The 18,135-nt window shown below is 65.4% G+C and carries 17 protein-coding genes; 16 read left to right on the top strand and 1 reads right to left on the bottom strand.

Going from position 1 to position 18,135, the window contains the following annotated elements:
- The first annotated feature begins 390 nt into the window (after window positions 1-390).
- Genes QCE64_RS16795 through QCE64_RS16775 form a run of 5 tightly spaced genes read left to right on the top strand, consistent with a single transcriptional unit; the run spans window position 391 to window position 6,287 of the window.
- Window positions 391-1,758: a homoserine dehydrogenase gene (locus tag QCE64_RS16795; RefSeq protein ID WP_310004924.1), complete on the top strand. Its 1,368-nt coding sequence runs from the start codon at window positions 391-393 to the stop codon at window positions 1,756-1,758.
- Between the two features lie 39 nt (window positions 1,759-1,797).
- The gene (locus QCE64_RS16790) at window positions 1,798-3,099 is read left to right on the top strand and encodes an MFS transporter (RefSeq protein WP_310004923.1); all 1,302 of its coding nucleotides are present in this window, start codon (window positions 1,798-1,800) and stop codon (window positions 3,097-3,099) included.
- Entirely contained in the window at window positions 3,096-4,001 is a 906-nt protein-coding gene (locus tag QCE64_RS16785; RefSeq protein ID WP_310004921.1) for an amidohydrolase family protein, read from the top strand. Before QCE64_RS16790 ends, QCE64_RS16785 begins: the two co-directional genes overlap by 4 nt.
- A 19-nt stretch (window positions 4,002-4,020) precedes the next feature.
- Window positions 4,021-4,950 carry an amidohydrolase family protein gene (locus QCE64_RS16780; RefSeq protein WP_309932205.1) on the top strand — a complete coding sequence of 310 codons (930 nt, stop codon included), beginning with the start codon at window positions 4,021-4,023 and terminating at the stop codon, window positions 4,948-4,950.
- 38 nt (window positions 4,951-4,988) lie between these two features.
- The gene (locus QCE64_RS16775) at window positions 4,989-6,287 is read left to right on the top strand and encodes an MFS transporter (RefSeq protein WP_309921416.1); all 1,299 of its coding nucleotides are present in this window, start codon (window positions 4,989-4,991) and stop codon (window positions 6,285-6,287) included.
- A gap of 39 nt (window positions 6,288-6,326) precedes the next feature.
- Here the strand turns inward: QCE64_RS16775 and QCE64_RS16770 are convergent, their stop codons facing one another.
- Window positions 6,327-7,007: a GntR family transcriptional regulator gene (locus tag QCE64_RS16770; RefSeq protein WP_309921413.1), complete on the bottom strand. Its 681-nt coding sequence runs from the start codon at window positions 7,005-7,007 to the stop codon at window positions 6,327-6,329.
- Window positions 7,008-7,214: 207 nt separating this feature from the next.
- On the opposite strand from QCE64_RS16770, the gene QCE64_RS16765 reads away from it, so the two are divergent.
- From QCE64_RS16765 to QCE64_RS16715, 11 genes are all read left to right on the top strand, one after another.
- Window positions 7,215-7,967 carry an ABC transporter substrate-binding protein gene (locus QCE64_RS16765; RefSeq protein ID WP_309921410.1) on the top strand — a complete coding sequence of 251 codons (753 nt, stop codon included), beginning with the start codon at window positions 7,215-7,217 and terminating at the stop codon, window positions 7,965-7,967.
- Window positions 7,968-8,057: 90 nt separating this feature from the next.
- A complete protein-coding gene (locus QCE64_RS16760) occupies window positions 8,058-8,717 on the top strand; it encodes an amino acid ABC transporter permease (protein ID WP_309814048.1) in 660 nt (219 codons plus the stop codon).
- A complete protein-coding gene (locus QCE64_RS16755; RefSeq protein ID WP_309814050.1) occupies window positions 8,714-9,445 on the top strand; it encodes an amino acid ABC transporter ATP-binding protein in 732 nt (243 codons plus the stop codon). The genes QCE64_RS16760 and QCE64_RS16755 overlap by 4 nt, the downstream gene beginning before the upstream one ends.
- Window positions 9,438-10,778 (top strand): FAD-binding oxidoreductase, encoded by a 1,341-nt coding sequence (locus QCE64_RS16750; protein ID WP_310004919.1) that lies wholly within the window; start codon window positions 9,438-9,440, stop codon window positions 10,776-10,778. Before QCE64_RS16755 ends, QCE64_RS16750 begins: the two co-directional genes overlap by 8 nt.
- A gap of 58 nt (window positions 10,779-10,836) precedes the next feature.
- Complete coding sequence (locus QCE64_RS16745) at window positions 10,837-11,190, top strand: cupin domain-containing protein (RefSeq protein WP_309921401.1); 354 nt, start codon at window positions 10,837-10,839, stop codon at window positions 11,188-11,190.
- 165 nt (window positions 11,191-11,355) lie between these two features.
- Window positions 11,356-12,702, top strand: coding sequence for an LLM class flavin-dependent oxidoreductase (locus QCE64_RS16740; RefSeq protein ID WP_310004916.1), 1,347 nt, complete (start codon window positions 11,356-11,358; stop codon window positions 12,700-12,702).
- On the top strand, window positions 12,699-13,241 hold the full coding sequence (locus tag QCE64_RS16735; protein WP_309921395.1) for a flavin reductase family protein: 543 nt from the start codon (window positions 12,699-12,701) through the stop codon (window positions 13,239-13,241). Before QCE64_RS16740 ends, QCE64_RS16735 begins: the two co-directional genes overlap by 4 nt.
- 73 nt (window positions 13,242-13,314) lie before the next feature.
- Window positions 13,315-14,610, top strand: coding sequence for an MFS transporter (locus tag QCE64_RS16730; RefSeq protein WP_309814068.1), 1,296 nt, complete (start codon window positions 13,315-13,317; stop codon window positions 14,608-14,610).
- 41 nt (window positions 14,611-14,651) lie between these two features.
- Window positions 14,652-15,917, top strand: coding sequence for an FAD-binding oxidoreductase (locus tag QCE64_RS16725; RefSeq protein WP_310004914.1), 1,266 nt, complete (start codon window positions 14,652-14,654; stop codon window positions 15,915-15,917).
- 42 nt (window positions 15,918-15,959) lie between these two features.
- The gene (locus QCE64_RS16720) at window positions 15,960-16,877 is read left to right on the top strand and encodes a LysR substrate-binding domain-containing protein (protein ID WP_309814076.1); all 918 of its coding nucleotides are present in this window, start codon (window positions 15,960-15,962) and stop codon (window positions 16,875-16,877) included.
- A 52-nt stretch (window positions 16,878-16,929) separates the two neighbouring features.
- Window positions 16,930-17,868, top strand: a complete 939-nt coding sequence (locus QCE64_RS16715; protein ID WP_310004912.1) for a glyoxylate/hydroxypyruvate reductase A — start codon at window positions 16,930-16,932, stop codon at window positions 17,866-17,868.
- Window positions 17,869-18,135 lie beyond the last annotated feature (267 nt).

The following is an 18,135-nucleotide window of genomic DNA, read 5'->3' as shown; positions in this document are numbered from 1 at the left end:
GCGCGGGATGAGCGACGACAGCCGCGCAGGCCTTTTGCTCTCCATGGTGTTATCCCGCACTTGACCGGATCATGACCTCCGGATAAATTTTGGTATACCAAACCAGCCGTTTCATCATGCAAAAGCAGATGAAGCGCTGTCGCGAACAAGAATGAAACAGGGATGAAGCCACGCCCGGAGACCTCCGAAAGCCTTATCTGATACAGCTTTCCGCCCGATTTCCGGGTGCTGCGACAGATTGTCTCCTACAGGCCGCCACGCCCTCTCATTGGTATACCGCGCCAGATCGCAAGGCAGACCGCTCAACCTGAAAACGACCGCCGCTTCCAGGCCGTCATCCGCCGGAATGTGCGGCACAGCACACTCCCGCTCGCCCAAGGACGAACACACATGAATTACGAACATCTCTTCCAGTCGCTCGGCAGCCGCACGATCCGCATGGCGCTCGTCGGGCCGAAGGGCGGCTTCGGCCGCTCGCTGCTGGTGCAATGCCGCGTGCTGCCGGGCATCGAGATCGCCGCGCTGTGCGACCTGGACGTGGACGGCACGCTCGCCGCTCTCGCCTCGCTCGGCTTCGACGCCAGCGCGGTCGCCGTCTGCAACGATGCCGCCGATGTCCGCACCGCGCGCGCGGCAAGCCGCATTGCGCTCGTCGCCGATTACCGGCTGCTCGACGGCGTGGAACTCGACATCGTCGTCGAGGCGACCGGCCATCCCGAAGTGAGCGTGCGGATCGCGGAGAACGCGCTGCGGCGCGGCGTGCACGTCGCGATGGCGACCAAGGAAACCGATTCGGTCGTCGGACCGTATCTGAATCAACTGGCGCTGGAGAGCAAGGTCGTCTACACGACGCCCGACGGCGACCAGCCGAGCAACCTGATCGGCCTCGTCACGTGGGCGCGGGTGCTTGGCTTCGACGTGGTGGCGGCGGGCAAGTCGAGCGAATACGACTACATCTACGATCCGGCCGCGCACAGCGTCGACTATCTGGAGCAGCGTCACGCGGTGTCGCTGGATGCGTGCTGGGCGCTCGGCGACGACATCTCCGCGACGCTCGCCGCGCGCAGCCAGGCGCTTGCAATGCTGCCGCAGAGCGCGACGCCCGACTATTGCGAGCTGAACGTGGTCGCGAATTCCACCGGCCTGCTGCCCGCCGCCGACGCGCTGAACTATCCGCTCGCGCGCATCAACGAACTGGCGGACATCTTCGTGCCGAAGGAAGACGGCGGCATCCTGGAGCGCACCGGCGTGGTCGATGTCTTCAACTGCCTGCGTCGTCCGGACGATGTCAGCTTTGGCGGCGGCGTGTTCGTCGTCGTGCGCTGCAAGGACGACGAAACCTGGCAATTGCTGAAGCAGAAGGGCCACGTGGTCGGCAAGAGCGGACGCTACGCGTGCATCTACCTGCCCTATCACCTGATGGGCCTGGAAACCCCGATGAGCCTGTTCTCCGCCGTGCTGCTCGGCCAGCCGACGGGCAGCGCCGCGCAACGGCCGCACGCGCGCATGGTGGCGCGCGCGGAACGCGACTTCAAGGTGGGCGAGACGCTGACGATGGGCGGCCATCACCACACCATCGAAGGCGCGACGCCCCTGCTCGTCGATACGGCCAAGGCCGGCGGCGCCGCGCCGTTCTATCTGGCGGCCAACAAGCGCCTGCTCGCCGATGTCGCGAAGGGCGAACAGGTGCCGCTCGCCGCGCTGGATCTCGACGGCTCGGCGCTGTACGCGGCATGGCAGCGCAACCCGGCGCACTGAGCGTTGATGCACTCGAATCACCAATAAGAGAGAAGAGACATGCAAACCGAAAGTCCCGTCGCGGCTTCGTCCGGATCGATCCGCTCGCTCGCGTCCACCACGCGCTGGCGCATGGTGCTGCTGCTGTTCGTGCTCTACACGATCAACTGCGTCGACCGGATGTCGCTGTCCATCGCGATGCCGACCATCGTGCACGAGTTCCATCTCGCCGCGACCATGCAGGGGCTGATCCTGTCGGCGTTCTTCTGGACCTACAGCACGTTCCAGATTCCCGCCGGCTGGGCCGCCGACCGCTTCGGCGGACGCCGCATGATCGGCATTGCGGCGGTGCTGTGGGGCGGCTTTCAGTGTCTCGCGGCCTTCGCGGTGAATGGCGTGACGCTGCTGCTGTCGCGCATCGGCCTCGGCGTGTTCGAAGCGCCCTACATGCCCGCCGCGACCAAACTCACGGCCGCGTGGCTGCCGCCCGCGGAACGCGCGCGTGGCGTCACGCTGATCGACAGCGGCGCGCCGCTCGGCTCGGCCATCGGCGGCCTGGCCATCAGCGCGCTGCTCGCGTTCACGGGCTCGTGGCGCACGGCCTTCCTGATCGTCGGCGGGCTGACCATCGTGTTCGGTCTGGTGGTGTATCGGCTGCTGCGCGAGACGCCGGAGCAGCATCCCGGACTCGATGAAAGCGAAGCCGCCTATATCCGCGCGCAAAAACTAGCCGCCGGCGAAGCGCCCCGCGCGAAGAAAGAACCGCTGTCGCGCGGCACGATCGCGGCGATGGTGGTCGGCCGGATCGGCTGGGCGATGGTGTTCTTCGGCCTCGTGACCTGGGGCCCGAACTATCTCTCCGCCGGACGCGGTCTCGATATCCGCAGCATGGGCTTCGCCACCTTCCTGATCTTCCTGGCAGGCGCCATCGGCGAAGTGCTGTCGGGCGTGACCGCCGACTGGCTGCAAAAGCGCTTCTCGCGCAAGGTGGCGTTCCGGATCCTGTTCGGCCTGTCGGGCGGCATGTCGCTCGTCTGCCTGCTTGCGCTGCCCTTCGTGTCGGATATCCGTTATGCGGTCGCGCTGCTGTCGCTCGGCGTGTTCTTTCATCTGTGGGGCGGCCTCTACTGGCTGATTCCCGCGATGCTCGCGCCGCGCGAACAGGTCGGCCTCGTCGGCGGCGTGATGAACTTCGCGGGCACGGGCGGCGCCATCGTGGTGCCGATCGTCGTCGGCGTGCTCGTCGATGCCACCGGCGGCTTCAACGCCGTCATCCTGTTCTTCGCCGCCGCGGCGTTCGCGTATCTGGTCGGCTCTTTGCTGATCGACTTCGGCGGCGGCAAAGCCGGAGAGCGCGCATGACGACGCTCTACGACGGCCCGATCATCGACGCCCATCAGCACTTCTGGGATCTCGAAGCGAATCACTATCCGTGGCTCGCGGGCGACACGCTGGTGCCGCACCGCTACGGCGACTACTCGGCGATCAAGCGCACCTATCTGCCGGCCGACTATCTGCGCGATGCCGCCGGTCACGACGTGGTCGGCAGCGTGTATGTCGAAGCGGAGTGGGACCCGGCCGATCCGCTCGGCGAGACGCGCTATGTGTCGCAACTGGCGGCATCGAGCGGACGGCCCAATGCGATCGCCGCGCAGGCGTGGCTCGATCGCGACGACACCGAAACCTTGCTCGCCGCACAGTCCGCCTTCGAGCGCGTGCGCAGCATGCGCCACAAGCCGGGCGCGCCGGATGACGCGGGCCGCACGCTGATGTCCGACGCACGCTGGCGGCGCGGCTATGCGCAACTCGCGCAACACGGATTGCATTTTGAATTACAGGCGCCGTGGACCCAGATGCACGAGGCCGCGCGCCTCGCCCGCGACTTTCCTGAAACGCTGCTGATCGTGAATCACTCTGGCGTGCCGGGCGACCGCGCGCCGGACACGCTGCGCGGCTGGGGCGACGCGATGGCCGCGCTCGCCGCGCTGCCGAATGTCGCCGTGAAGGTGTCGGGCTTGTGCGAGCGCGGCCAGCCGTGGAGCGTGGCGGCGAACCAGCCGGTCATCGATACGCTGCATGCGCTGTTCGGCGCGGAGCGGCTGATGTTCGGCAGCAACTTTCCGGTCGACGGCATGTTCATCACGCTCGACGGCCTGCTGGACGGTTTCATGCAACTCGTGCGCGCGTGGCCGCAGACGCAGCAGCGGGCGTTTTTCCATGACACGGCCGAGCGTGTGTATCGCCCGCTCGGACTGGCTTCCTGATCACTCAAAGGACTTCCGCATGACCACCCGGACCGACAACGCGCTCGGCTTCACATTGCCGATCTTCGACGCGCATCACCATTTCTGGGATCTGTCGGACGGCACGTTTCCGTGGCTCACCGACGAATACGACGACAGCTTCTTCCTCGGCGACTACCGCCAGATGTGCAGCGACTTCCTGCCCGAGCAATATCACCGCGCGACGGCGGGCTTCGACGTGATCGGCACGGTGCACGTGGAAGCGGAACGTTCGCGCAAGGAACAGGTGCGCGAAACCGAATGGCTCACGCAACTGAACGCCAAGACTGGGCTGCCGAGCGCGATCGTCGGTCATGTGTTCTTTGTGCAGCCGGATTGCGATGCGATTCTCGCGGGCCATGCCAAAAGCCCGCTGATGCGCGGCGTGCGCTCGAAGCCGGAGATCTCGGCGGGCCCGGGCGATTCGGTGCAGGGCCGTCCCGGCACGATGCAGGACGACGCCTGGCTGCGCGGCCTCGCCCTGCTCGGCAAGTACGGCTTCTCGTGGGATTTGCGCGTGCCGTACTGGCATCTGGAGGAAGCCGCGGCGGTGGCGCGGGCCTTCCCCGATACGCCGATCGTCACGAATCACCTGGGCCTGCCGCTCGACCGCTCGGAGGAAGGCATCGCGATCTGGCGCACGGGGATGGAAGCGCTCGCGGCCTGCCCGAACGTGTTCCTGAAGGTGTCGGAACTCGGCCTGCCGAACGGCACGTGGGACAGCGAGAGCAACCGCCGCGTGATCCGCGAAGCCGTGGAGCTGTTCGGCTATGACCGCTCGATGTTCGCGAGCAACCTGCCGGTGGGCAATCTGTCGGCGACGATGACGGAGATCGTCGCCGATGTGCTCGCGGCCGTTCCGCGAGCCGACGAAACGCAACTGCGCCAGCTGTTCGCCGGCACGGCGAAACGCTTTTACCGCATCGACTGACCCTGATTCGTTCCGAAAAAAACATTACGAGACAAGCAATGCAGACCATCGACGAAAACGCGCTGTTCCGGAAAATATCGATACGGATCCTTCCGGTTTTGATGCTCGGGTTTTTCTTTTCTTATCTGAACCGCGTGAACGTGGGCTTCGCCAAGCTGCAAATGGCGAGCGACCTGAGCTTCAGCGACGCCGTCTATGGCTTCGGCGCGGGCATCTTCTTCGTCGGCTATTTTTTGCTTGAAGTGCCGAGCAACGTGATCCTGCACAAGGTGGGCGCGCGGCGCTGGATCTCGCGCATCATGGTGACGTGGGGACTGCTGTCGTGCGCGTCGATCTTCGTGCGCACGCCCACGCAGTTCTACATCATGCGTTTCCTGCTCGGTCTCGCCGAAGCGGGCTTCATTCCGGGCGCGATCTACTACATGAGCCAGTGGTACCCGTCCGCGCGACGCGGCCGCGCCTGGGGCGTGTTCTATATCGCGCTGGCTTCGTCGGGGGTGATCGGCGGGCTGGTGTCGGGGTCGATTCTCGGCTTCATGTCGGGACTTGGCGGCCTGCGCGGCTGGCAATGGCTGATCCTCGTCGAAGGCCTGCCCACCGTGCTGCTCGGCATCTATATCTTCTTCCGCATGAGCGAAGACATTGGCCGGGTGAAGTGGCTGTCGGAGCCGGAGAAGGCGCACCTGACTGGCCTGCTCGCCACGGAGAACCGCGACAAGCTCGGCCACGGTTTCACGGCGCTGCTCGGCAACGGGCGCATCTGGGCGCTGGTCGTGATCTACTTCGTCTACAACATGGGCCTCTACGCCATCAGCTTCTGGATGCCGACGCTGGTGCAGAAGATGGGCGTGAAGGATGCGTTCACCATCGGCGTGATGACGGCGATTCCGGGCGTGTGCGCCATCGTCAGCATGCTGGCCTTCGGCTACAGCGCGGACCGGCACAATGAACGCAAGTGGCATCTGATCGTGGCGTTCGCGATGGCGGCGGTCGGCTTCTCGCTGTGCGTGCTGTGGCAGACGCAGCCGGTCCTCGGCCTGGTTGCGCTGTGTATCGCCAACATGGGCGTGCTGTCGATTCCCGCGCTGTTCTGGAGCCTGCCGACCGCGTTCCTGACCGGCGTCACGGCGGCGGCGGGCATTGCGATGATCAACTCGATCGGCAATCTCGCGGGCTTCGTCTCGCCGTACATGATCGGTTATCTGAAGGACCTCACCGGACGCACCGATACCGCGTTGTTCGTCGTGGCGGGCGGGCTCGTGCTGGGCGCGCTGCTGGTGGCGGCGATCGTCCGCTCGCGTTCGCATGCGCCGCAGGTGAGCGTGGAAGCGCGTTGAGGCATGGACTCACTGCCGCACACGGCGCGGCAGTCGCGTTCAATCCTTGCGCCGCCGCGTCCCGAAGTGCAGATCGACCACGCTGCGAATGTGATACGTCATCTCCGCGATGCCGATGGTGGCATCGCGACGTTCCAGCGCGCTCAGCACGCGCGAGTGTTCGTCGATGGAATACTTGAGCCAGTTGGGCACGTCGTATTCGCGGCCGCGCGTCAGGCGGATCTTTTCGTGGATGGCCGTCAACTGCTGCAACAGCAACCCGTTGCCCGCGCCTTCCGCGAGCGTCAGATGGAAGGCCGAGTCGTATACCGAGAAGCGTTGCCGGTCATTTGCCGCCAGCGCCTCCACCTGCCCGGCGATGGTTTCCCGCAGCCGGTCGAGGATGGAATCGTCGGCGCGCTCGACGCATAGCCGCACCGCCGTGGTTTCGAGACTCTCGCGGACCTCGTACAGGTCACGGACGTCACTGGGCGTCAGGTCCTTCACCTGATAAAAGCGCCCCTTGCGCTCGACGAAGCCTTCGTCGAGCAATTGCCGCAACGCCTCGCGCACCGGCGTGCGGCTCACGCCGTAGTGCGAGGCCAGCTCCACTTCCTGTAGCGGCGCGCCCGCCAGCAGGCGCATCTCCAGGATCCCGGCCTTGATGCTGCCGTACACGCTGCCACGCAACGGCCCGTTGGCCGCGCCTTCGGCAATCACGTCGTCGTCCGACATCTTCATCCTCTCTGTCGCTCGGGCCGCCAGCCGGCATTGCCCATCGGTTCAGCATACCGAAAATCTGTCCAAACGGAAAAATACCGACGAAAAACCCGAAATTTAAGCTTGTTATGCTTTTTTGACGTGTTTAATGTATACCGAAAGCCGCATGAAATCTGATTGCGGCAAGCGACATCACGGTAACGACCACTTCAAAAGGGGAGCTTCGCAATGAGGAACTGGCTTGGATTTTTCGCGGGTATCGCGATGGTAGCGGGAGTCACCCTGAGCGGCACGGCAGGCGCCGAGACGCTGAAAGTGGGCTCCACGCCCACGGGCGTACCGTTCACGTACCTCGATACGAAGACCGACACCATCACCGGCGTCATGGTGGACATCATGAGCCTGGTCGGCAAGGAAGCGGGCGATAACGTCACCACCGTGCCGCTGGCGTGGTCGGCGCTGATTCCGTCGCTCACCACCGGCAAGATCGATGCTGTCGCCGCCGCGATGTTCATCACGCCGGACCGCCAGAAAGTGGTCGATTTCACCGACCCCGTCTACCAGTACGGCGAAGGCCTGATCGTGCCGAAGTCCGACACGAAGAACTACGTGAGCTTCGCGGACCTGAAGGGCAAGGTGGTGGGCGCGCAGATCGGCACGCCGTTCCTGAAGGCGATGCAGGACTCCGGCCTGTTCGCCGAAGTGAAGGTCTATGAAACGCTGCAAGACCTGCTGCGCGACACCAACACCGGCCGCGTGGATGCCGCCGTCGCCGACTATCCGATCCTCGCTTACCAGGTCTCGCACGGCGGCTTCAACAACACGCGTCTCGTCACCAGCTACAAGCCCGTGATGCCGGGGCAGATCGGCATTGCGGTGCAGAAGGGTCATCCGGAGCGCGTCGCGAAGCTCAACGCCGCCATTGCCAAGGTCAAGGCCGACGGCCGGATCGACGCCGTCGTGAAGAAGTGGGGTCTCTGATCTCCATCTGGCCGGGGCCTGTCCGGCCCCGGCGCCGCAGATGTTCGAGCAACCCTGCTCTGGCCGGCAACGGCCAGGAGAACCTGATTGATGCAAGACTTTTTCCAGCATTCGGCCGAGTACCTGCCGATCCTTCTACGCGGCGTCAAGCTGACGATCGTCGTCACGATCGGCTCGCTGCTGCTCTCGACCGTGCTCGGCATGGTATGGGCGCTGATGCGGGTGTCGGGCGTGCGTTCGCTCGACCTGATCGCACGCGGCGTCATCAACTTCATTCGCGGCGTGCCGATCATCGTGCAGCTGTTCGTGATCTATTTCGTGCTGCCGGACTTCGGCATCTCGATCACGGCCTTGCAGGCGGCGATCATCGGTCTGGGCGTCGCGTATTCGGCGTACCAGGCGGAGAACTTCCGCGCCGGTATCCAGGCCATCGACAAGGGGCAGATCGAGGCCGCGCATTCCATCGGCATGCGCGGCGCGATGACCATGCGCCGCGTGATCCTGCCGCAGGCCTTCCGGATCGCGCTGCCGCCCTACGGCAACACCATGATCATGATGCTCAAGGACAGCTCGCAGGCATCGACCATCACGGTGGCCGAGCTCGCGCTGCAAGGCAAGCTGATTGCATCGTCCACCTTCCAGAACACGACGGTGTTCACGCTGGTCGCGGCGCTCTATCTGGTGATGTGCATTCCGCTGTTCCTGCTCGTGGGCCAGCTTGAAAAGAGACTCGGGAGCGGACGCAAATGATCGAACTGCACGACATTCACAAGAGCTACGGTTCGCTCGAAGTCATCAAGGGCGTGTCGGCCACGGTGTCGAAGGGTGAAGTGGTGTGCCTCATCGGTCCTTCGGGGTCGGGCAAGTCCACCATCCTGCGCTGCATCAACGGGCTGGAGAACTATCAGTCGGGCACCATCACCGTCGAAGGGCGCAAGGTGGACGCGGCGCACCGCTCGATCGCCGAACTGCGCGCGAGCGTGTCGATGGTGTTCCAGCGCTTCAACCTGTTTCCGCACCGGACAGTGCTCGAGAACGTGATCGAAGGTCCTATCTTCGTCAGGCGCGAGCCGCGCAAGGAAGCCATGGAACGCGGCCGCAGCCTGCTGGCGCGCGTCGGCCTGTCGGCCAAGGAACACGCGTATCCGGCCCAACTGTCGGGCGGCCAGCAGCAGCGCGTGGCAATCGCCCGGGCGCTCGCCATGCAGCCGAAGGCCATTCTCTTCGACGAACCGACCTCCGCGCTCGACCCGGAACTCGTCGGCGAAGTCCTCGCGGTGATGCGCAGCCTCGCCGACGAGCAGATGACGATGATCGTCGTCACGCATGAAATGGGCTTCGCGCGCGATGTCGCGGACCGCGTGCTGTTTCTGGACCGCGGCACGATCGTCGAACAAGGCGCGGCCAAGGAGGTGCTCGGCAATCCGCAGCATCCGCGAACCCAAGACTTTCTGAAGCGAGTCATCGAGCATGTCTGATTCCACGCTGACGCCCGCCGCGCAATTCCGCGCCACCGCGCCCGGCGAACTCTTCCCGCTGGCCCCTTCGCTGTGGGCTCACACGGCTGTTCCCGCCGTCTCCACGCCCGCGCTCGGCGCGAGCTGCACGGCGGATGTCGTGATCGTCGGCGCCGGCTATGCCGGCCTGTCGACGGCCTGCCATCTCGCGAAGAACGGCGTGAATGTCGTCGTGCTGGAAGCGCGCGAACCGGGCTGGGGCGGCTCGGGCCGCAACGGCGGGCAGATCATTCCGGGCCTCAAGTACGATCCGGACGAACTCGAAGCGCGCTTCGGCGCTGAAGCGGGCCGCGCGGTGGCGGCCTTCGCCGGCTCCACGACCGAGCACGTCTTCAGGATGATCGACACCGAAAAGCTCGCGGTGCCGCACGTGCGCCACGGCTGGGTGCAGGGCGCGCACAACGACGCCGCGCTGCATACGGTCGAGTCGCGCATGCGTCAATGGGAGCGGCGCGGCCTGAAAGGCGCGCAACTGCTGGACGCCGCGCAAGTGCGCAACCTGCTCGGCACGCAGGCATACAAGGGCGGCTGGCTCGACCCGCGCGCGGGCGGCCTGCAGCCGCTGACGTATGCGCGTGAACTCGCCCGTGTGGCCATGGCCTCGGGCGCCCGCATCTTCGGCCAGACGCCCGTGACGGGCTGGCAGCGGGAAGGCAATGCGTGGAAGGTGAACACGGCATTGGGGCCGCATGTGACGGCCAGGACGGTCATCGTGTGCACGAATGCCTACACGCGCGAACTGTCCTCGAAGCTGTCGAGCACGGTGATCACGCCGAACTCGTATCAACTCTCCACGGCGCCGCTGACCGCGCAACAGGCCGAGAGCGTCATGCCGGGCGGACAGGTGTCCTCGGACACACGCAACCTGTTGCTGTATTTCCGCAAGGACCATACGGGCCGCCTGCTGATGGGCGGACGCGGGCCGTTCCGCCAGCCTGCGTCGAACAACGACTGGGCGCATCTCGAACGCGCCGTCGTGAAGATGTTCCCGCAGCTCGCGGGCATTGCATTCGATCATCGCTGGTGCGGCCATGTCTCGGTCACGCGCGATTTCCTGCCGCATGTGCATGAACCGGAGCCGGGCTTGCTCATCAACATCGGCTGCATGGGTCGCGGCGTCGCGCTGGAAACCGCGATGGGCGATGCGCTCGCCCGCTACACCCTCACCCGCGACGTGCGCGCCCTGCCCTTCCCGCTGACGCGCATTTCGCCGATCCCGTTCCACGGCTTGCAGCGGCTCTATCTGGCGGCGGTGGTGAGCTGGTATCGCATGCGCGACGCCGGATTGCTGTGATCGCGGTTATCGCTCCCGGTTATCGCTCTTTCTGACACGACCTTATCAAACCCAGCCCATGTCCCTGCTCGTCTCTCTCGACACCGCGCCCGATTTCGCCCCGCAACCCGGCGCGCCGCTGCCCGAACGCCTGATCTCGGGCAACCCGCAGAACCAGACCTGGCTGCTCGACGAAGCCTTCGACGGCAAGATCCAGACCGGCATCTGGGAATCGACGCCGGGTGCGAACCGCTCGATCCGCGGCGAGATGTTCGAGTTCTGCCACATCCTGTCGGGCGTCGTGGAAATCACCGAGGACGGCGGCTCGCCCGTCCGCTTCGGCCCCGGCGACAGCTTCCTGATCAAGCCCGGTTTCACCGGCGTGTGGCGCAACATCGAGACGGTACGGAAGATTTTCGTCATCTACGAGTAGTTCCAGAGGCCCGCTGCACCGCACTGACGCCGCCCTATTCGGTTTCCGGATAGCCGACCAATTTTGACAGCGTTGAGTCGCCCGATTTCGCGACTCACCATGCTTACATGACGCCGCTTCACACCGGAGCGGCGAGATGAACGGCAGCACATGGAGGTGTCGGAAATGACGAAGGACGGCAAACTCAGACTCGGTCTCTCGATGCGGTATCTCGGCTATCACGTGGCCGCGTGGCGGCATCCGTCGGTGCCCGCCGATGGCGCGCTCAGCTTCGAGCATTTCCTGAACACGGCGCGCAAGGCGGAAGCCGCGCACTTCGACATGATCTTCTTCGCGGATGGCCTCGGCATCCGCGCCAACGACAATCCCAAGGGCTCGCTCGCCCGCGACATGCGCAACGCGGAACTCGAACCGCTGACGCTGCTGGCGGCGCTCGCGGCCACGACGCGCAACATCGGCCTGGTGGCGACGGCATCGACCACCTACAACGAGCCGTTCCACATCGCGCGCAAATATGCATCGATCGATCACATCAGCGGCGGGCGCGCGGGCTGGAACGTGGTGACGTCGTGGTCGGACGAAGAGGCGCAGAACTTCAGCCGCACCGAGAACCTCGCCTACGCGGACCGCTACGAACGCGCCGACGAATTCGTCAACGTCGTGCGCTCGCTGTGGAACAGCTGGGAAGACGATGCCTTCGTGCGCGACAAGGACTCCGGCCTGTTCTACGACGAAGCGAAGCTGCACACCCCGAACCACAAGGGCAAGCACTTCCAGGTGCGCGGCCCGCTGAACTCGGCGCGCACGCCGCAGGGACAGCCGGTCATCGTGCAGGCGGGCGCGTCCGAAGCGGGCCGCCGGCTCGCGGCGCGCTGTGCGGAAGTGGTGTACAGCAACTCGCACGATCTCAGCAGCGCGCAGGCCTATTACGCCGACCTCAAGGGCCGGCTCGCCGCTCATGGCCGGCAGCCGGATGACCTGCTCATCATGCCGGGCATCGCGCCCTTCGTCGCGGCGACGCGCGAGGAAGCGCGCGACAAGTACGAGGAACTCCAGGCGCTGATCCATCCGCTGAGCGGGCTGGCGGCGCTGTACGGCCAATTGGGCGATCTGTCGGCCTATCCGCTGGATGGCCCGGTGCCCGATCTGAATACGGCGAACACGAAGAACATCGGCAGCATCGCGCAGAACCTGGTCGAGGTCGCGCATGCCGAGAACCTGTCGATCCGCCAACTCGGTCAGCGCGTGGCGTCGACGTTCGGCGTGCGTCTGCTGATCGGCACGGCGGCGGATGTCGCCGACGAAATGGAACACTGGTTCCGCAACGACGCCGCCGACGGTTTCAACATCTGCCCGCCGATTCTGCCCACCGGCATGGACGACATGAGCGACTTTCTCGTGCCCGAACTGCGTCGGCGCGGGCTGTTCCGCTCGCGCTACGAAGGTACGACCTTGCGCGCGAACCTCGGCCTCGCGCCGAGCGTCTTCCAGCGCATCGGAGGCGCGTCATGATGCCGACCGCAACCGCAACCGATACCGAACACAGCTTCCAGGACGCCATGGCGCTGTTCGCGGCGGGCGTCACGGCCGTCACCACCTTGCGCGACGGCAAGCCCGCGGGATTGATCGCGACCTCGGTGTGCAGCCTGTCGTCGGATCCGCCTTCGCTCGTCGTGTGCGTGAACAAGAACGCCTCCGCGCACGATGCCATCGTCGCGCACGGCACGTTCGCGGTGAACCTGCTGTCGGTGGAACAAAGCGACATCGTCGACCGCTTTCGCGCGGCAAAAGGCGATGCGCGCTTCGAGCCCGGCCAGTGGACGACGCTCGAAACCGGCGCGCCTGTGCTCGCCGATGCCGCCGTCGTGCTCGATTGCCGGCTCGACAAGTGTCACGACGGCTACACGCATTCGATTTTCGTCGGCGTGATCGAGCGGATTTCGTCGCGCCGCGATGCCGATTCCGCTTGTCTGCTCTGGCATGGCCGGAGCTTCGCGCGCAGCACGCCACTGGGTGCGGCGCAAAGGGTTTCAAAGGCAGTTGAGGTCTGAACCAGCACTATCGCTATTGAACGTTGGCACCACGGCATCCGGCGGCCGCTCCGCCTGCTCAAGACTGCAAAGGATGAATATGTTGAACAAGGCCAGCACCCTCGACGCCCCGGTCGTGGACCAACCCGCTCCAAACCGCGTGCGGGATGTCATCGCCGCGAACTTCGGCACGTTCTTCGAATGGTTCGACCTGCTGGTGTACGCGATGTTCGCGATCACCGTGTCGAAGCTGTTCTTCCCGACCGGCGACGGCCAATCCGCGCTGCTGCTCAGTCTGCTCACCTTCGGCAGTTCCTTCGTCATCCGTCCGGTGGGCGCGATCGTGCTCGGCGTCATCGCGGACCGGCGCGGGCGGCGCTTCGCGCTCAGTCTGGCCGCCCTGCTGATGCTGCTCGGGACGGCGTCCATCGCCGTGGTGCCGACCTATGACAGCATCGGCGTGCTCGCGCCGGTGATTCTCGTCGCCGGACGCCTGCTGCAAGGCTTTTCGGCGGGCGGGGAATTCGGCGCCGCGAACTCGTTCCTGACCGAACAGGACAAGCGCCGCATGGCCTTCTTCGGCAGCCTGCAGTTTTCGGCGTCGGGTCTCGCGGTGCTGACGTCGTCGCTGTTCGCTTACTGCATCAACCACTTCCTGACGGCCGAGCAGGTCAATTCGTGGGGCTGGCGCCTGCCCTTCGTGTTCGGCTGCCTGATCGGGCCGGTCGGGCTGTATATCCGCCGCAAGGTGAGCGAGACCGCCGACTTCGAACAGGTGAAGAAGACCGAGCATTCGCCGCTGCGTGAAACCGCGCGCTCGCACAAGTCCGCCGTGCTGATTGGCGCGATCGTCGCGGGCGCGGGCGGGCTGGCGAGCTTCATCAACATCTACATGCCGACCTTCGCCATCAACAATCTCGGCGTCAGCAAGGACGCGGCGTTTTCGTCGTCGATCGCGAGCGGTCTCGTGTGCGTGCTGCTGCCGCTGGTCGGCGGCATGGCGGCGGACCGCTTCGGCACGGTAAAGGTGATGCGCGCCGCGCTCCTCACCGGCATGGTGCTGATCCTGCCGCTCTTTTACATGCTGACGCGCGCGCCGGGCCCGGTCACGCTCGTCGCGTTCCAGTGCATTCTTTCGCTGGTGTTCTACAGCTTCTATTACTCGCCGGTCGGTTCCTTGCTGTCGCAGTTGTTCCCGGCAAGCTGCCGCACGACCGGCGTATCGCTCGCCTATGTGATCGCGATGACGCTGTTCGGCGGCCTCACGCCGCTGGTGACGAGCCTGCTGGTCAAGACCACCGGCAGCATCATGTCGCCCGCGTGGTATCTGATCGCCGTCTCGGCGCTCGCGCTCTGCGGCCTGGCAGCGAGCCGGAAGCGCCTGGCCTGACGGCCGGACCGCATCGACTGACTCATTTCGGAGCAAGCGAGTTGAAACCGGAACTGCCCAAGCAAGTGTCCGTCGCCATTGTCGGCGGCGGGATCATCGGCGTGAGTTGCGCGCTGGCGCTGGCCCGCAAGGGCGTCGACGTCGCGGTGTTCGAAAAGGGCACGGTGGCGGGCGAGCAGTCGTCGCGCAACTGGGGCTGGATTCGCAGCGTGGGCCGCGACGTGCGTGAGTTGCCCTTGTCGATGCTTGCGAACGAACTCTGGCAAGAGATCCAGTCGCAGGTCGATGTCGGCTATCGCACCACCGGCCTCGCCTATCTCGCCGCCTCCGATGCCGACATGGCCGCGCACGAGAAGTGGCTCGCCGCCGCGCAGACGAAGGGCGCGCACGCGCGGCTCATGGACCGCGCCGCGCTGGCGAAACTGATCCCGCCTTCGCAGCGGCCGTGGGCGGGCGCGCTGTACAGCGATGCCGACGGCGTCGCCGAGCCGCTCGCCGCCACGCGCGGCATCGCCGACCTGGCGCGTGCGCACGGCGCGCGCATCATCGAACACTGCGCGGTGCGCGGGCTCGACGTGGCCGCCGGACGCGTCGCGGGCATCGTGACCGAGCACGGGCACGTGCAATGCGCGGACGTCGTGCTGGCGGGCGGCGCGTGGTCGCGGCTGTTCTGCGGCAATCACGCCATCGACTTTCCGCAGCTCAAGGTGCATGCCTCGGTGATGCAGACCGCGCCCATCGATGCCGGTCTCGATGTCACCATCAACGGCGGCGACTTCACCTGCCGCAAGCGCAGCGACGGCGGCTACACGGTGTCGAAGCTCGGCGCATCAGTCGCGGATCTCACGCCCGACAGCATCCGTCTCAGCACGAAGTTCATGCGCGCGTGGCTCAGCGAGCGCAAGTACCTGAAGCTGCGCCTGGGCCGGCGCTTCTTCGAGGAGATGATGATTCCGCGCCGCTTCGGCCTCGACCGTCCGTCGCCGTTCGAAGCGTGCAGGACGCTCGACCCGGCCGCCAACCTGCCGATGCTGCACGACGCGCTCGCGCGGCTCAAGGCCACCTTCCCGAGCTTCGCAAACGCCACCATCCATCGTGCGTGGGCCGGCATGATCGACGTGACGCCGGACGCCATACCGGTCATCTCGAAGGTCAAGGCGCTGCCCGGCTTTCACCTCGGCTCGGGCTTCTCGGGACACGGCTTCGGCATCGGGCCAGCCGCCGGACAGGTGCTGGCGGATCTGGTGACGGGCGACCGACCGCGCGTCGATCCGCGTGACTTTGCTCTTGAACGGTTTTCCTCCTAGGATGAGGGCTTCCGTTTGCAGGGCGGTTGCGCCGTCGTCATCATGAACATCCGGCAACTTGAAGCATTCCAGGCCACGATGAAGGTCGGCACGATGATCGGCGCCGCCGAACTGCTCGGGCTGTCGCAGCCGTCCGTCAGCAGGCTCATCAGCGACTTCGAACGCGCACTGGGCGTCACGCTGTTCGACCGCGCCAACGGCAGGCTCGTGCCGACGCCGGAAGCCCGCATGATCCGCGAACAGGTCGAGGCGACCATCCGCTCGCACGAACGCATTGCCGAACTCGCCGCCGACGTGCGCAAGCTGCGCGTCGGAAGCATTGCGATTGCCTGCATGCCCGCGCTCGGCATCACCTTCATGCCCACGGTGATCGCGCGCTTTCGCGAGGCGCATCCGGAAGTGGACGTGTCGCTCGATGTGCAGATGTCCTCGAAGATCGAGGACTGGATCGCGGCGCAGCAGATCGATTTCGGGCTCGCCGAACTGCCCGCCGTCGCGGACGATCTGACCGTCGACGAGTTCTGCAACGTGCCCTACTACGCGGTGATGAAGAAGCAGCACGAACTGTCGGCGAAGGACGTGCTCGCGCCGCAGGACTTCGAAGGACGCACCTTCATCTCGATGACTGGCCACTACCAGCCGCGCGGCCACGTGGACCGTTTCTTCGACAGTCACGACGTGAGCCGGATCACGCGCATCGATACGTCGCTGTCGCATGCCACGTGCGAGATGGCGGCGCTGGATCTGGGCATCGGCTTCGTCGATCCGTTCAGCGTGCATGGCTATCTGGATCGCGTCGATGCCCGGCCGGTCGATCCCTGTATCCGCTTTCGCGTCGGGCTGATGTATCCGACGCATCGTCCGCTGTCGAAGCTCGGGCGCACGTTCGTCGCGTTCATGAAGGAGTTCCGCGACGAATGGCTCGCCGACGTGGCCGCCCGATGCCGTCCGGCCGCCTGACGCGGCACCTTGTTTTCACGATTGCAGCGCACTATCGAGGAGAGGCGTTTTCATGTTGTTACTGGTCAATTCGGGCGGACCCGGCGCGGTCGGCGAGTGGCGGGATCATTTTGCGAAGTGGCTGCCCGAACTCGAGGTGCGCGGCTGGAACGATCCCGAAGTCGACGATGCGAAGGTGGACTTCGTCCTCGTCTGGGAACCGACGCCGGGACGTCTGGCACGCATGCCCGCGCTGAAGATCGTGTTCAGCGCGGCGGCGGGCGTCGATCACATCATGGCCGACCGATCCGTGCCCGCGCATCTGCCCATCGTGCGGATGGTCACGCCCGAGACCACCGAACGCATGTCGGACTACGTGATGGCCGCGTGCTTCGGCATTACGCGGGATTTTGCCGCGCTTAACGATGCGCAGCGCCGGCGTAGCTGGAACGACGAGCTGATCGGCAGGCGCTCGGGCGAGACGAACGTGGCCGTGCTCGGTCTCGGCGAACTCGGCGCGGCCTGTGCGCAACGGCTCGCGCTGAACGGCTTTCAGGTCCGGGGCTGGTCGCGTTCGCCGGGAAACTTGCAGGGCGTGACGTGCTACAGCGGCAATGAAGCACTCGATGCCCTGCTCGACAACGCGCACATCGTGGTCAATCTGCTGCCCGACACGCCGCAGACGCGCGGCATGATCGACGCGGCCTTGCTCGCAAGACTGCCGGTGGGCGCGTCCATCGTGAACGCGGGCCGTGGTCCGCAAGTCGTGCTCGACGACGTGCTCGCCGCGCTCGACGAAGGCCGCCTGCGCAGCGCGTGGCTCGATGTCTTCGAGCAAGAGCCGCTCGATCCGGACAGCCGCCTCTGGTCTCATCCGGGCGTGGTCGTCACGCCGCATGTGGCTTCGCTGCCTTCTCGCGGCGCACGGGCGGAGCAGGTCGCGCGGGCGCTGCGCGAGCATCTCGAAGGCAAGCCCTTGCAGCATGTGTATGACCGGGTGCTGGGATATTGAGTCTGCCGAGGTCCGAAAGCAGCTGAACTGAACGACTGGACACTTCTTTTGCAGCGCTCCTTCGCCACAAGAGCGAACAACGAGCGGAAAAGCGCTGCATTTTGACCTTGTTTAGAGACAGGTCATCGCCTAGTTTCATATCTAACCGACGTCCATCCCGATACCGCGCGCATCGTTCTCTTTCCTTCACCTGCGCATTGCTTGCCTGAGCAGTAGAAGCTGAAGTCGCCGCTGCACGAACGGCTCTCGTGCAGGGCCATCCTTGCG

The sequence above is a fragment of the Caballeronia sp. LZ043 genome, assembly GCF_031451075.1.
In the GTDB taxonomy this organism is placed as follows: domain Bacteria; phylum Pseudomonadota; class Gammaproteobacteria; order Burkholderiales; family Burkholderiaceae; genus Caballeronia.
Note: the sequence above shows the minus strand (reverse complement) of the source record. Positions and strands in the feature narration are given on the sequence as shown.

Bases quoted from the DNA above. Each gene is read 5' to 3' on its own strand.
- QCE64_RS16795 (WP_310004924.1), top strand. From the start codon at position 391: ATGAATTACGAACATCTCTTCCAGTCGCTCGGCAGCCGCACGATCCGC.
- QCE64_RS16790 (WP_310004923.1), top strand. From the start codon at position 1,798: ATGCAAACCGAAAGTCCCGTCGCGGCTTCGTCCGGATCGATCCGCTCG.
- QCE64_RS16785 (WP_310004921.1), top strand. From the start codon at position 3,096: ATGACGACGCTCTACGACGGCCCGATCATCGACGCCCATCAGCACTTC.
- QCE64_RS16780 (WP_309932205.1), top strand. From the start codon at position 4,021: ATGACCACCCGGACCGACAACGCGCTCGGCTTCACATTGCCGATCTTC.
- QCE64_RS16775 (WP_309921416.1), top strand. From the start codon at position 4,989: ATGCAGACCATCGACGAAAACGCGCTGTTCCGGAAAATATCGATACGG.
- QCE64_RS16770 (WP_309921413.1), bottom strand. From the start codon at position 7,007: ATGAAGATGTCGGACGACGACGTGATTGCCGAAGGCGCGGCCAACGGG.
- QCE64_RS16765 (WP_309921410.1), top strand. From the start codon at position 7,215: ATGAGGAACTGGCTTGGATTTTTCGCGGGTATCGCGATGGTAGCGGGA.
- QCE64_RS16760 (WP_309814048.1), top strand. From the start codon at position 8,058: ATGCAAGACTTTTTCCAGCATTCGGCCGAGTACCTGCCGATCCTTCTA.
- QCE64_RS16755 (WP_309814050.1), top strand. From the start codon at position 8,714: ATGATCGAACTGCACGACATTCACAAGAGCTACGGTTCGCTCGAAGTC.
- QCE64_RS16750 (WP_310004919.1), top strand. From the start codon at position 9,438: ATGTCTGATTCCACGCTGACGCCCGCCGCGCAATTCCGCGCCACCGCG.
- QCE64_RS16745 (WP_309921401.1), top strand. From the start codon at position 10,837: ATGTCCCTGCTCGTCTCTCTCGACACCGCGCCCGATTTCGCCCCGCAA.
- QCE64_RS16740 (WP_310004916.1), top strand. From the start codon at position 11,356: ATGACGAAGGACGGCAAACTCAGACTCGGTCTCTCGATGCGGTATCTC.
- QCE64_RS16735 (WP_309921395.1), top strand. From the start codon at position 12,699: ATGATGCCGACCGCAACCGCAACCGATACCGAACACAGCTTCCAGGAC.
- QCE64_RS16730 (WP_309814068.1), top strand. From the start codon at position 13,315: ATGAATATGTTGAACAAGGCCAGCACCCTCGACGCCCCGGTCGTGGAC.
- QCE64_RS16720 (WP_309814076.1), top strand. From the start codon at position 15,960: ATGAACATCCGGCAACTTGAAGCATTCCAGGCCACGATGAAGGTCGGC.
- QCE64_RS16715 (WP_310004912.1), top strand. From the start codon at position 16,930: ATGTTGTTACTGGTCAATTCGGGCGGACCCGGCGCGGTCGGCGAGTGG.